13 protein-coding genes are annotated in these 12,741 nt (G+C 64.8%); 2 read left to right on the top strand and 11 right to left on the bottom strand.

Going from position 1 to position 12,741, the window contains the following annotated elements:
- Positions 1–10: 10 nt before the first annotated feature.
- Positions 11–451, top strand: coding sequence for a Crp/Fnr family transcriptional regulator (locus HAP48_RS15200; RefSeq protein ID WP_029080953.1), 441 nt, complete (start codon positions 11–13; stop codon positions 449–451).
- 132 nt (positions 452–583) lie between these two features.
- Here the strand turns inward: HAP48_RS15200 and HAP48_RS15195 are convergent, their stop codons facing one another.
- From HAP48_RS15195 to HAP48_RS15180, 4 genes are all read right to left on the bottom strand, one after another.
- Positions 584–1,399, bottom strand: a complete 816-nt coding sequence (locus HAP48_RS15195) for an exodeoxyribonuclease III (protein ID WP_166213033.1) — start codon at positions 1,397–1,399, stop codon at positions 584–586.
- 267 nt (positions 1,400–1,666) lie between these two features.
- Positions 1,667–2,500 carry an outer membrane lipoprotein carrier protein LolA gene (locus HAP48_RS15190; protein ID WP_166213034.1) on the bottom strand — a complete coding sequence of 278 codons (834 nt, stop codon included), beginning with the start codon at positions 2,498–2,500 and terminating at the stop codon, positions 1,667–1,669.
- Positions 2,501–2,603: 103 nt separating this feature from the next.
- On the bottom strand, positions 2,604–5,084 hold the full coding sequence (locus HAP48_RS15185) for a DNA translocase FtsK (protein ID WP_166213036.1): 2,481 nt from the start codon (positions 5,082–5,084) through the stop codon (positions 2,604–2,606).
- A 16-nt stretch (positions 5,085–5,100) separates the two neighbouring features.
- Complete coding sequence (locus tag HAP48_RS15180; RefSeq protein WP_166213038.1) at positions 5,101–6,327, bottom strand: aminotransferase class I/II-fold pyridoxal phosphate-dependent enzyme; 1,227 nt, start codon at positions 6,325–6,327, stop codon at positions 5,101–5,103.
- 180 nt (positions 6,328–6,507) lie between these two features.
- Between HAP48_RS15180 and HAP48_RS15175 the strand changes: the two genes are divergently transcribed.
- Positions 6,508–6,981 (top strand): NUDIX hydrolase, encoded by a 474-nt coding sequence (locus HAP48_RS15175; RefSeq protein WP_166213040.1) that lies wholly within the window; start codon positions 6,508–6,510, stop codon positions 6,979–6,981.
- Positions 6,982–7,316: 335 nt separating this feature from the next.
- On the opposite strand, the gene HAP48_RS15170 is transcribed toward HAP48_RS15175, so the two are convergent.
- From HAP48_RS15170 to HAP48_RS15140, 7 genes are all read right to left on the bottom strand, one after another.
- The gene (locus HAP48_RS15170; protein WP_050401313.1) at positions 7,317–7,721 is read right to left on the bottom strand and encodes a GFA family protein; all 405 of its coding nucleotides are present in this window, start codon (positions 7,719–7,721) and stop codon (positions 7,317–7,319) included.
- Between the two features lie 211 nt (positions 7,722–7,932).
- Positions 7,933–9,381, bottom strand: a complete 1,449-nt coding sequence (locus HAP48_RS15165; RefSeq protein WP_166213042.1) for an ammonium transporter — start codon at positions 9,379–9,381, stop codon at positions 7,933–7,935.
- Positions 9,382–9,421: 40 nt separating this feature from the next.
- Positions 9,422–9,760 (bottom strand): P-II family nitrogen regulator, encoded by a 339-nt coding sequence (locus HAP48_RS15160; RefSeq protein WP_029080945.1) that lies wholly within the window; start codon positions 9,758–9,760, stop codon positions 9,422–9,424.
- Between the two features lie 316 nt (positions 9,761–10,076).
- Entirely contained in the window at positions 10,077–10,679 is a 603-nt protein-coding gene (locus tag HAP48_RS15155; RefSeq protein ID WP_166213044.1) for an ATP-dependent Clp protease proteolytic subunit, read from the bottom strand.
- A 38-nt stretch (positions 10,680–10,717) separates the two neighbouring features.
- Complete coding sequence (locus HAP48_RS15150) at positions 10,718–11,074, bottom strand: SRPBCC family protein (RefSeq protein WP_166213046.1); 357 nt, start codon at positions 11,072–11,074, stop codon at positions 10,718–10,720.
- Positions 11,071–11,385 carry an ArsR/SmtB family transcription factor gene (locus HAP48_RS15145; protein ID WP_166213048.1) on the bottom strand — a complete coding sequence of 105 codons (315 nt, stop codon included), beginning with the start codon at positions 11,383–11,385 and terminating at the stop codon, positions 11,071–11,073. Before HAP48_RS15145 ends, HAP48_RS15150 begins: the two co-directional genes overlap by 4 nt.
- Positions 11,386–11,444: 59 nt before the next feature.
- Entirely contained in the window at positions 11,445–12,740 is a 1,296-nt protein-coding gene (locus HAP48_RS15140) for an ammonium transporter (RefSeq protein ID WP_420869867.1), read from the bottom strand.
- Position 12,741 lies beyond the last annotated feature (1 nt).

Genomic DNA, 12,741 nt, shown 5'->3' with positions numbered 1-12,741 from the left:
CCGGCCCTGAATGTCGATCGATGATGACGTAGCCCTGCTCGAGCGGGTCCCGACGATGCGTCTGTTGGGCGAAAGCTCCTTGCGCATGCTGGCGATCGGCTCCGAGCAACGTGATTTCAATGCAGGCGAGGTGCTGTTCAAGGTCGGCGACGCTGCTGATGCCGGCTATGTCGTGCAGCGCGGCACGTTCCGGGTCGAGGAAGGTGGCGCCGAGATCATCGCGGGCCCCGGCGCGCTGATCGGCGAGCTCGCGTTGATCGTCGCGATGAAGCGGCCGTCGACCGCCACCGCGCTGGAGCGCGGCTCCGTGATCCGAATCGCGCGCAGCTTGTTCCAGCGCGTGCTGGAAAGCGACCCCGGCGCTGCGCGCCGGCTGCGCGACGAACTCGCGCTGCGCACCAGCCAGCTCGCGAGCGATATTTTGATCGCGGGCGGGAAGCTGAGCACGTAGCCGCCGTCGTCCTGGCGAATGCCAGGCCCATTACCCCGAATGTCGATTGTCAAGCTGAGCTGTTGATCCAGCTTCCAAGACAACAGGGGTTGGTGGTTATGGGCCCTCGCCTTCGCCAGGGCGACGATAAAGTTAAACCTCCATCACCGCCGTCACCGGCACGTGGTCCGATGGGCGCTCCCAGCCGCGGGCGTCGCGGGTGATCTTGAAGTCGCTGACGGAATCCTTCAGCGCGCGCGAGACCCAGATGTGATCGAGCCTGCGGCCACGGTCGCCGGCGGTCCAGTCGGCGGCGCGGTAGCTCCACCAGGTGTAGACCTTTTCCGACATCGGGATCCGCTCGCGCGCGATGTCGAACCATTCGCCATGCGCTTGCGCCGCGAGCAGCTTCTCGGTCTCGACAGGCGTGTGCGAGACCACCTTCAAGAGCTGCTTGTGCGACCACACGTCGTTCTCATGCGGCGCGACGTTGAGGTCGCCGACCAGGATGTGGCGATCGTCGCCGCGCGGATGCAGCGGCTCGCACGCCTTCATCTCGTCGAGGAATTGCAGCTTGTGCTCGAACTTCGGATTGAGCGCGGGATCGGGAATGTCGCCGCCGGCAGGCACGTAGAAATTATGCAGCACCACAGGCTTTGCGAGCTGCGCCTTTTCTCCGAAGGACACCGAAATGTGCCGCGAATCGATCTTGTCGCAGAAGGTTCGGATGTCGGTCGTCTCGAACGGCAGGCGCGAGACGATGGCGACGCCGTGATAGCCCTTCTGCCCGTTCAGCGCGACGTGCTCATAGCCGAGCCGCTTGAAGCGCTTCAGCGGAAACGCATCGTCGATGCATTTGGTCTCCTGCAGGCACAGCACATCCGGCCGCGCGCCCTTCAGGAATTTGGCGACGATGTCGATGCGCAGGCGCACCGAGTTGATGTTCCAGGTGGTGACGGAGAACCGCATGAGAGCTGCGTCTTAGCACGGTTCTCGCGCTGGATTGGCGCGTTGTCCACAGGGGACTCTGGGCACCTCGCCCCGCTTGCGGGGAGAGGCGTAGGCCGCCATCGGCGGCCGTCCTAACGAACGCTGAAGCGAAGCTTCAGCGATGTCGCATGCAAATGCGATCCGGGTGAGGGGGACTCACCACGTACTCACGTCTCTCGAATTTGTGGAGACAGCCCCTCACCCCAACCCTCTCCCCGCAAGAGCGGGGCGAGGGAGAAGAACCGGCTAGCCCGGCGACGAGCCCGGATAGGTCGTGAAGTCGATCTTGAACAGCCCCGGATCGGGCTTCTGCGTCGCGTCGAGATTGTAGACCGCAACTGTGGTGTCGTAGCCCTGCGGATCGGTGACGGTCCACTGCTTGAGCTTGCCGTCCTTGGCGCCGACCATCAGCAGGAAGCGGCTGGTGCCGATCAGCGCCTGCTTCTCCTCGATGGTAATGCTGACGAACAAATCATCGGCGGTGACGCTGATGACGTTGGTGTCCTTCATCAGGTCGATGCGGTCCGACAGCAGATAGCGCAGCGGGGTCTGCGACAGCGGATAGACGTCTTGCGTTGCGAGCCTGCGGTCACGCACCGCGACCGACGAGCCGTCGGCGATCACCTCGATCGGGCTCGGATCGTCATATTCGAAGCGCAACTTGCCGGGCTTCTGGATGTAGAAATCGCCCTTGGTCTTGGTGCCGTCGGGGCCGACCTGGACGAAATTCCCGACCAGCGTCTGCAACGACGACAGATAGGCCGAGACCTTGGCGGCCTGCGCCTTCTGGTTGGCGTCGAAGGTCTGGAAGATGTTGGCGGGGACGTTGCGGCGCGGATCGGGAATCACCGGGTTCGGCGGTGCCTGGGTGGCGCCCGTGGTGGTCGGGCCCTTGTCCGCGTTGGTCTGCGCGCCGGCGTCCTTCGCAGCGTCCTTCGCCTTCGGCGCAGCCTTGGGTCCAGCGCTGGGTGCGGGCTTCGGCGCCGGCGTGTTCTGCGCGGTGGCGGCGCCGGCGATCGCGGCGGCGGCGAGAACAGCCAGCGCGGTGCGCATGCCGCGGTCAATGAGGTGATTTGCCATCAGATATGTCAGGTCTCTGTTTGACGCTCGTCCCGCTTGGTCGGATTTTATCCCGCCTCTTCCGAGGGAGATATGGTTTTTCCGTGATGATCGCCCCCGATCATCAGAACTGGCCTTCTTCTTCCCCGACCAGGATTTCGCGCTTTCCGGCGTGATTCGCCGGGCCGACAATGCCCTCAAGTTCCATCCGCTCCATCAGCGAGGCGGCGCGGTTATAGCCGATCTGCAGCCGGCGCTGGATGTAGGAGGTCGATGCCTTGCGGTCGCGCTTGACGATCGCAACCGCCTGCGTGAACAGATCGCCGCCGCCGTCGCCACCCATGCCGGTGGCATCGAACACGGCGCCGTCCTCGTCGGTCGGCTCTTCCGCGGTGACGGCTTCGAGATATTCGGGCTGGCCCTGCGTCTTCAGGTGACGCACCACCTTCTCGACTTCCTCGTCCGACGCGAACGGGCCGTGCACGCGGCTGATTCGGCCGCCGCCTGCCATGTACAGCATGTCGCCCTGGCCGAGCAGCTGCTCGGCGCCCATCTCGCCCAGGATGGTGCGGCTGTCGATCTTCGACGTCACCTGGAAGGCGATGCGGGTCGGGAAGTTCGCCTTGATCGTGCCGGTGATGACGTCGACCGACGGACGCTGCGTGGCGAGGATCACATGCAGGCCTGCGGCGCGCGCCATCTGCGCCAGGCGCTGCACCGCGCCTTCGATGTCCTTGCCGGCGACCATCATCAGGTCGGCCATCTCGTCGACGATGATGACGATGTAGGGCAGTGGCTCGAGATCGAGCTTCTCTTCCTCGTAGATCGCCTTGCCGCTCTCCTTGTCGAAGCCGGTGTGCACGGTGCGGGTCAGCTCTTCGCCCTTGCCCTTGGCTTCGACGAGGCGCTGGTTGTAGCCGTCGATGTTGCGCACGCCGAGCTTGGCCATGCGCTTGTAGCGCTCTTCCATCTCGCGCACGGCCCATTTCAGCGCCACCACCGCCTTCTTCGGATCGGTGACGACGGGCGTCAACAGATGCGGGATGCCGTCATAGACGGAGAGTTCGAGCATCTTCGGGTCGACCATGATCAGGCGGCACTGATCCGGGCGCAGCCGGTAGACCAGGCTGAGGATCATGGTGTTGATCGCGACCGATTTGCCGGAGCCGGTGGTGCCGGCGATCAGCATGTGCGGCGTGCGCGCGAGGTCGATGATGACGGGGTCGCCGCCGATCGTCTTGCCGAGGCACAGCGGCAGTTTCGCCACCGAATCGACGCTCTCCTTGGCGACCAGCAGCTCGCGCAGATAGACCTTCTCGCGATGCGCGTTCGGCAGCTCGATGCCGATCGCATTGCGGCCGGCGACGACGGCGACGCGAGCCGACAGCGCGCTCATCGAACGCGCGATGTCGTCGGACAGCCCGATCACGCGAGACGACTTGATGCCGGGCGCCGGCTCGAGCTCGTACAGCGTGACGACCGGGCCAGGATTGGCCTTGACGATCTCGCCGCGCACGCCGAAATCCTGCAGCACGCCTTCGAGCGCTCGCGAATTGGCTTCCAGCTCGGCCTTGCTCAGCGGCTGGCGGTCGCTCGCCTTCGGCGCACTGAGCACGGAGACCGACGGCAGCTCGAACTTGTCGGAGTTCTTCTTCTTCGGCTTCGGCTCGGCCTTCTTGCGCGGGGCGCGGGCGGCGGGAGCTTCCTCCTCGTCCTCTTCCTCCTCGTCGTCGAAGGCGTGAGCTTCGTCCTCGTCATGATCGTCGTCTTCGGCAGCGGGCGCGATCGACGGCGCGGTGCGGCCGGCGCCGATATTGGGCTCCTGGCGCTCGAACGCGGCCGTGCGGCCCTGCGCTCCGCTCGACACCAGCGATTTGTAGGCGGTGGTGAACAACCAGCCGAGCCGGGCCTTGGTGCTCATCAGCGCGTGGAACAGCCAGCCCAGCGACACCGAGCTGCGGTCGCTGTCTTCCTCCTCGACGAACGGCTCGTCGTCATCGGTGATCGGCGTCAGCTCGTCGTCCTGCTCCTGGGCGCCCCAGCCGCAGGCGAACAGGAAAGCTGCTGCCATCGCGACGAACAGGATCAGGCCGAGCACGACGCGATAGATGAAGCCGGGCGGACCGAACACCACAGCCGGCGCCCGCAGCAGCGCGTCGCCGACGACGCCACCGAGCCCTGTCGGCAGCGGCCATGAAGTTTTGTGCGGCCAGCAGCTTGCAAAGCCCGCCGCGATCACCGTGCACAGGATCCAGCAGCCGAGCCGCAACGCCTCACGGTCGAACGGACGGTGCGTCAGCATCCGCCAGCCCCAGACAGCCACCGGCAGCAGCAGCATGATCGCGCCGAGCCCGAGAATCTGCATCAGGAGGTCGGCGCCGATCGCGCCGGGATAGCCGAGCACGTTGCGGATCGCGCGCGAGGTGGCGTGGCTCAGCGACGGATCCTGCACCGACCAGGTCATCAGCGCAGCCGTGATGGCGCCGGACAGCGCAATCAGGCCGAGCCCGGTCAGTTCACGCAGCCGCCGCGCCAGCGCCTCGCGCAGCGAGAGCGGCAGATGGCCGACCAGGGGGATGACACGTTCGATCGCTGGCATACTCAATCTTCGCGCTTCGCGATTAACCCAGGGTTTCGACCAGGCGATGCATCGCCTCGGCCGTCGATTCACTGTCGGAGACCAGCGCAAGGCGGATATAGCCCGCGCCCGGATTGGAACCGTCGTTCTGCTCGCGCGCCAGATAGCTGCCGGGAATCACGCGAACGCCGGCGTCGCGATAAAGCCTGACCGCCGCGGCCTCGTCGCCGCCGCGATCCGAGACGTCGAGCCAGACGCAAAAGCCGCCGGCGGGACGCTTGTAGCCGTAGCGGTTGCCGAGGATCTGGTCGGCGAAATCGAACTTGATGCGATAGAGCCTGCGATTCTCTTCGACATGCGCCTCGTCGCTATAGGCGGCGACCGCGACATGCTGCAGCGGCACCGGCACTTGCGGTGCGGCGACATTGCGCAGTTCGTGGAACGCGGCCAGGAACTTCCTGTCGCCGGCGGCGAAGCCGACGCGCATGCCCGGCAGGTTCGAGCGCTTCGACAGCGACTGGAACGCAACGACATTGGTAAAGTCGGGACCGCCACATTCCAGAATGCTGCCCGGCGCTTCGCGGGTGTAGATCTCCGAGTAGCACTCGTCGCTCAGGATGATGAAGCCATGGCGATCGGCGAGCTGCTTCAGCCGCGTGAAGTAGGCGCGCGAGGCGACCGAGCCTTGCGGATTGGCGGGCGAGGCGATGAAGAACGCCACGGTGCGCGCCAGCGTCGCCTCGTCGATCGAATCGAGGTCGGGCAGAAAGCCGTTGGCGAGCGTGGTCGGCAGATAGATCTGCTCGCAGCCGGCGGCGCGGGCGCCGGCGCCATAGGCCGGATAGAACGGGTTCGGCATCAGGATCGCCGGCCGGCCCTTGCGCGGCGAGACGTAGCGCGACGCGGTGATTGCGGCGAAGAACAGCCCCTCGCGGCTGCCGTTCAGCACCATCACCTCGCTCTCCGGATCGACCGGACGTGGCAGTTGGAACCGGCTTCCCAGCCAGGTCGCGACTGCGCGGCGGAACGGCTCGATGCCCTTGGCGATCGGGTAGCGGCCGAACTCGGCGGTGTGCTTGGCGAGCACCGGCCCGACGAATTCCGGCACCGGGTGCTGCGGTTCGCCTAATGACAGCGTAATCAAGGGCTTGGCGGGCTGATACGGCGCCAGCAGCTCGGTCGTACGCAAGAACGGGGAACGCTCGGCCTGGCCGGCGGAGGCGACATCGCCGGCGCCCTGCGCCAGGCCGGATGAGGCGGTCATTGCCATGGTTGAAATGCCAGCACTTTCACTGCGGTCGGGGGTAAGGGGGACCCGACCGTAAACCGATCAAATCACCATAGATAGGGCGAGGTTAAGACGCGATTAACCATCGGCGGCGCGGCACGATGTGCAGGCGCGTGATATCAGCACTGGCCCCGCAGAACCGCACCGAAATTGCACCGAGACATGATTCACCGCCGCGCCATCAGGGCCCTCATCATCACGGGCGAGCGCGAGGTCCTGCTGATGCGGATTCGCCCGCCGCACGGCGGCGACAGTTTCTGGATCGCACCGGGCGGCGGCATCGAGGGCGACGAGACGCCGGAAGCGACCTTGAAGCGGGAACTGGCCGAGGAATTGGGGCTGACCGAATTCGCGCCCGGCCCTGCCGTCTGGCGGCGTCACCACACCTTCAATTGGGGCGGCCGGCGGATATCCCAGAAGGAAGAATACCGGATCGTTCAGGCTGACAGATTCGATCCTGTGATGGCCGACAAGGTCGAGGCGAAAGTGCTGGATTGCTTCCGTTGGTGGCCGATCGCCGATCTGTCCGACGCGCGTGAGCGGCTCACACCGCTGTCGCTCGCCGATATCCTTGAAGGATATTTGCGCGATGGCGCACCCAACGAACTGCCGACCGAGGAGGTCCTGATCGACTGACGAGGCTCGCCGGACACGTCGCGGATTCGAGCGATCCGCGATCCCTCGCGCCGGCGAGTCACGGTCTGTCCTCTCCTTCCCCCTGCAAGGGGGAAAGTCGGGATGGGGGTCAGCCGCAGGCGACCGTGTCTGTGGAGAGAGCAGATCCCCACCCGCTTTGCTCTGACGAGCAAAGCGACCTCCCCTTTTCAAGAGGAGGTTGGAGCTGCGCGCGCTCGTCATGCCCGGGCTTGACCCGGGCATCCATCAATTAGGCAAGAGTCTTGCGAAGCAGGATGGATGGCCGGGTCAAGCCCGGCCATGACGACCGCAGGAACATCGGCACAGCGCGCGCCTTAGCGCGCCGGCAGCTTCTCGAACGACGGCTTGCCGTCGGGCACATGGTGGAAGGTCTGCTTGTCGCAGGTGTAGATCGTCATCTGCGGGGTGAACACACTGGGGTCGTCGAAGGTGCCGACCTTCAGGATCGTGGCGGGCAGGCCGGGCACCTTGGTCACGAGATGCGTGCCGCATTCGGGGCAGAATTCGCGCGTCACGGCGCGCTCGAGGTCCTTGCGGGTAAACTGCTTGGGCTCGCTGGCGGTGTATTTGAAGCCGGTGGTCGGCATCGCCATGAACATGTTCGGCCCGCCGCCGGTGATGTACTGGCATTCGCGGCACAGGCACTGCGCCGCCATCATCGGTTCGCCCTCGGCCTCATAGCGCACGTTGCCGCAATAACACCTGCCTTGCACCTTCATGACATCCTCCGGTTTTTGTTGTCTGTTTTGTTGTCTGTAGCCTGTCCTTCCACAATGGCAGGCAATTCCGACATTATTTTCTCAAACGGACGAAAAAAGAAAGGGGCTCCAACTTGCGCTGGAGCCCCTCAACGGTCCGGACATTGCCGGGTATGTGCCCGAACCGTAGTTCTGGGAACGACCGCTTGGGGAGGTCGCGCCCCGGGAGAACTCACATGTTGTAGGCGCGCTCCGTGTGCTCGGTGATGTCGAGGCCTTCTCGCTCGGTCTCGACGTTGGCGCGCAGGCCGACGATCACGTCGACGATCTTGTAGAGGATCGCCGAGCCGATGCCCGACCACACCAGCGTGGTGGAGACGCCCCAAACCTGGGAGATCATCTGCGCCGCGAAGTCGTAATCGGCAACCTTCGGCGGGATCGCGGTGTAGTCGATGATGCCCGCGCCGCCGAGCGCCGGGTTGACCAGGATGCCGGTGCCGAGCGCGCCGATGATGCCGCCGACGCAGTGGACGCCGAACACATCGAGCGAGTCGTCATAGCCGAGCGCGTTCTTCACGACCGTGCAGAAGAACAGGCAGACCACGCCGACCACGAGGCCGAGCACGATGGCGCCCATCGGACCGGCGTAACCGGCCGCCGGGGTCACCGCGACGAGGCCCGCGACTGCGCCCGAGAGCGCGCCGAGCAGCGAGGGATGGCCCTTGATGATCCATTCCGCGAACATCCAGGCCAGCGCCGCCGCGGCAGTCGCCACGAAGGAGTTGGTCATGGCGAGCGCAGCACCACCATTGGCTTCGAGGTTGGAACCGGCGTTGAAGCCGAACCAGCCGACCCAGAGCAGCGAGGCGCCGATCATGGTCATGGTCAGCGAGTGCGGAGCCATCAGCTCCTTGCCGTAGCCGGTGCGCTTGCCGATCAGCAGCGCGCCGACCAGGCCGGCGATGCCGGCGTTGATGTGCACCACGGTGCCGCCCGCGAAGTCGATCGCACCCTTCTTGAAGATCCAGCCGGCATCGGCGTTGATCTCGTCGAGCTTGGCCTGCGCCGCGGTCTTGGCCGCACCGTCAGCCGCAGCGGCGAGTGCCTTGGCGGCATCCTGGATCGCGTCCGGGCCCGGCCAGTACCAGACCATGTGCGCGATCGGGAAGTAGATCACGGTGACCCAGATCGGGATGAACAGCGCGATGGCCGAGAACTTCATGCGCTCGGCAAAGGCGCCGACGATAAGGGCCGGCGTGATCGCCGCGAAGGTCATCTGGAAGCACATATAGACGAGCTCCGAGATGTTGGCGTCGACCGAGAAGGTCGCAGCCTTGGAGTCCGGCGTGACACCCATCAGGAAGGCCTTGGAGAAGCCGCCGATGAAGTCGGAGCCGCCGGTGAAGGCGAGGCTGTAGCCGTAGAGGGCCCAGAGCACGGTGACGATGCAGACCGTGTAGAACACCTGTGCCAGCACCGAGAGCATGTTCTTGGAACGGACCAGACCGCCATAGAACAGCGCAAGGCCGGGGATGGTCATCAACAGCACGAGCACCGTCGAGGTCAGCATCCAGGCGTTGTCGCCCTTGTTGACGGTTGGCTCGGCGTAGGCGGCGGTCGCGGCAAAGAGGCCGACTGCGAGGGCCGCCAGTCCCGCGCCATAGGGACGCTTGAACGTCATGTTATTTCACTCCTGAGGTCTTAAAGGTTTGAGCGCGAAATCAGAGGGCCGCGGCATCGGCCTCGCCGGTGCGGATGCGCACGGCGTGCTCGAGGCTGATGACGAAGATCTTGCCGTCACCGATCTGTCCGGTCTTGGCGGCGGAGGTGATGGCGTCGATGGTCTTGTCGACCTGATCGGAGGCGACTGCGACCTCGATCTTGATCTTGGGCAGGAAGCTCACGGCATATTCGGCGCCCCGATAGATTTCCGTGTGCCCCTTCTGGCGGCCGTAGCCTTTGACTTCCGTCACCGTGAGACCGTGAACGCCAATGGCGGTCAGGGCGTCACGGACCTCTTCCAGTTTGAATGGCTTAATGATCGCCATAACAATTTTCATGAGTCCTATCCCCGCTTGGGCCCGGCGCGAACGAACGCCGGGAGTTTCGACTGAGGGTCACCACGCGGAGGACTTCCACTACGCGGGCACAGCCAGGACCCTTAGAATCAAATGCCGTGCCAAACGGCGGGGGGTCGCTAATGGATTATGAATCAGGACCTTTTCCCGCTTTGCCGGGGGAATGTGCCCCTGCGCTATTCCGTCGCGCCTAAAATATAATCAGGTCTGTCTAATTCGGAAGCACGTCAGGGTCTGGACACAATTCTGCCCAGCGGCGGGGCAGGGTTAGGTATTCAAATAAGGTATTGCCGGGCCATTAGGCGGCGTCCCGCGCTGCAAAGACCTTGTCGATCAGCCCCCATTCGAGCGCCTGCTCCGCCGACATGAAGTGATCGCGGTCCAGCGTTCGTTCCACATCGGCTTCCGAACGCCCGCAATGCTGCGCATAAAGCCGGATGATGCGCCGCTTGGTTGCCTGCATCTCGGTGGCATGGATCAGGATGTCGGACGCCTGACCCTGGAAGCCGCCGAGCGGCTGATGGACGTGGAGGCTGGCGTTCGGCAGCGCCGCGCGATGACCGGGTTCGCCGGCCATCAGCAGGAACGATCCCATGGAACGCGCGGTGCCCATGCACAGCGTGTGCACCGGCGCCTTGATGAACTGCATGGTGTCGTACATCGCAAGGCCGCTGGTGACCACGCCGCCATACGAGTTGATGTAGAGGTTGATCGGCTTGTTCGGGTTGTCCGCCTCGAGGAACAGAAGCTGGGCGCAGACCAGCCCGGACATCGCATCATTGACCTCGCCGTTGAGGAAGATGATGCGTTCGCGCAGGAGCCTGGAATAGATGTCGAAGGACCGTTCGCCGCGCGCCGACTGCTCGACGACCATAGGGACGAGTTGCATCATGTCGCGCATCGGCGACCTCCCATGTCAGTAGATGATGAAGCTTTTGATCAGGCCGCGCGCATCAGGCAGCGGCCGTTGCTGTTGGCCGCGCGCGGTGGCCTTGCGCTGACGTCGCAGGTTTCCTGAATGATGCGAAACCGGGTGCCGCCGACCTCGTTCGGCTCGATCCGGAAGGTGACGCGGCTTTCGCGAAACGGCGGCCTGGAATCGCGCAGGCGATAGCGCACTTCTTCGCCTGCCACCGACGATTCGGGTTCGGCTTCGGACAGGTCGCAATCGGGCAGCCAGCGTTCGCGCAGCGCAGGAATGGTCACCGCGCGCCACACCTTTTCGGGCGGCGCATCGAGTTCGTATTCGAGGACAAGGGCGGCGTCGGCGTGATCAGGCTCAACTGTGTCGCTCATTGATCCATGTCCTTCAACAGCTCGGAGAGCGCTTCGATGCGCTTCGGCCAATAGGCGCGGTAGCGGGCAAGCCAGGTCCCGATGCTGGCGATCCCGTCCGGGTCGACTTCATAATTCACGAAGCGGCCCTGCCGCTGCTCACGCACCAGCCCCGCCGCGCGCAGCACCGCCAGATGCTGCGACATCGCCGGCTGGCTGATCTGAAGTCCGTCGCGCAAGGCGCTGGCATTCAGGCTGCCGCCTGCCAGCTTCTCGAAGACCTTGCGGCGGGTCGGATCGGCCAGCGCCTTGAAGATATCGGTGTCGACCATGACAACACATAAGCATATACTTATGTGTCGTGCAAGCCTGAACTGGCTGAAGCGGGCGCCTACTGCAGCGCCTCGCCGTGCTGCGAGATGTCGAGGCCCTCGAGCTCCTGCTGCATCGAGACGCGCAAGGGGACGAAGGCGCTGACCAATTTCAGCAGCACGAAGGTGACGCCGCCGCACCAGACCAGCGTGGCGACGACGCCGTACAGCTGGATCAGGAGCTGGTTCGGATTGCCCTCGAGCAGGCCGGCCGTGCCGCCGATCGCCGCTGAGCCGAAAACGCCGGCGAGCAGCGTGCCGGTCAGGCCGCCGATGCCGTGGACGCCGAACACGTCGAGCGAATCGTCATACTGGAAGCGATGCTTCAGCCAGGTGCAGGCCCAGAAGCAGACGAGGCCGGCGATGATGCCGATGATGATGCCGTGCCACGGCGCGACGAAACCTGATGCCGGGGTGATGGTGCCGAGCCCTGCGACCGCACCCGAGATCATGCCGAGCACCGAGGGCTTGCGACGCGTCGCCCATTCGATCGCGCCCCAGGTCAGCGCGCCCGCGCAGGCCGCAAGGTGGGTGGCGGTGATCGCCATCACCGCGCGCGAATTGGCTGATAGTGCCGAGCCGCCGTTGAAGCCGAACCAGCCGACCCAGAGCAGGCCGGTGCCCATCACAGCGAGCGACAGATCGAACGGCGACAGGTTCTCGCTGCCATAGCCGTGCCGGTTGCCCATCACCTTGGCCGCGACCAGGCCGCTGATTCCAGCGGATAGATGCACGACGAGGCCGCCGGCGAAATCCATCACACCCATCTGGGCGAGGACGCCGCCGCCCCACACCCAATGCGCCAGCGGCACATAGGCGAAGACGAACCAGCCGATCGAGAACAGCACATAGGCGGAGAACCGCATGCGGTCGGCGACCGAACCCGCGACCAGCGCCACGGTGATGATCGCAAACGTCATCTGGTACAGCATGAACAGCGCTTCGGGGATGGTCTTCGCCGCCGGATTGACGCTGTCCATGGTGATGCCGGCCAGGAACCAGCGGTCGAGCGAGCCGAGCCATGGACCGTCGCCGACAAAGCTCAGCGAGTAGCCGAAGGTGACCCAGAGGATCGAGACGATCGCAACGGCGGTGAGGCTCTGCGCCATCGTCGCCAGCACGTTCTTCTTGCGCACCATGCCGGAATAGAACAGCGCAAGCCCCGGGATCGTCATCATCAGCACCAGCGCGGTGGCGACGATCATCCAGGCGGTGTCGGCGGGGTTGATGCCGGAGGCGTTGGCGCCGGGATCCTGCGCGAAGGCCGGCGTGGCCCATGCGAACAGGATTGGAGCATTGATCGGCGCAGCTGACATC

Source organism: Bradyrhizobium septentrionale (assembly GCF_011516645.4).
In the GTDB taxonomy this organism is placed as follows: Bacteria; Pseudomonadota; Alphaproteobacteria; order Rhizobiales; family Xanthobacteraceae; genus Bradyrhizobium; species Bradyrhizobium septentrionale.
This window is presented reverse-complemented; position numbering and strand designations above follow the sequence as displayed.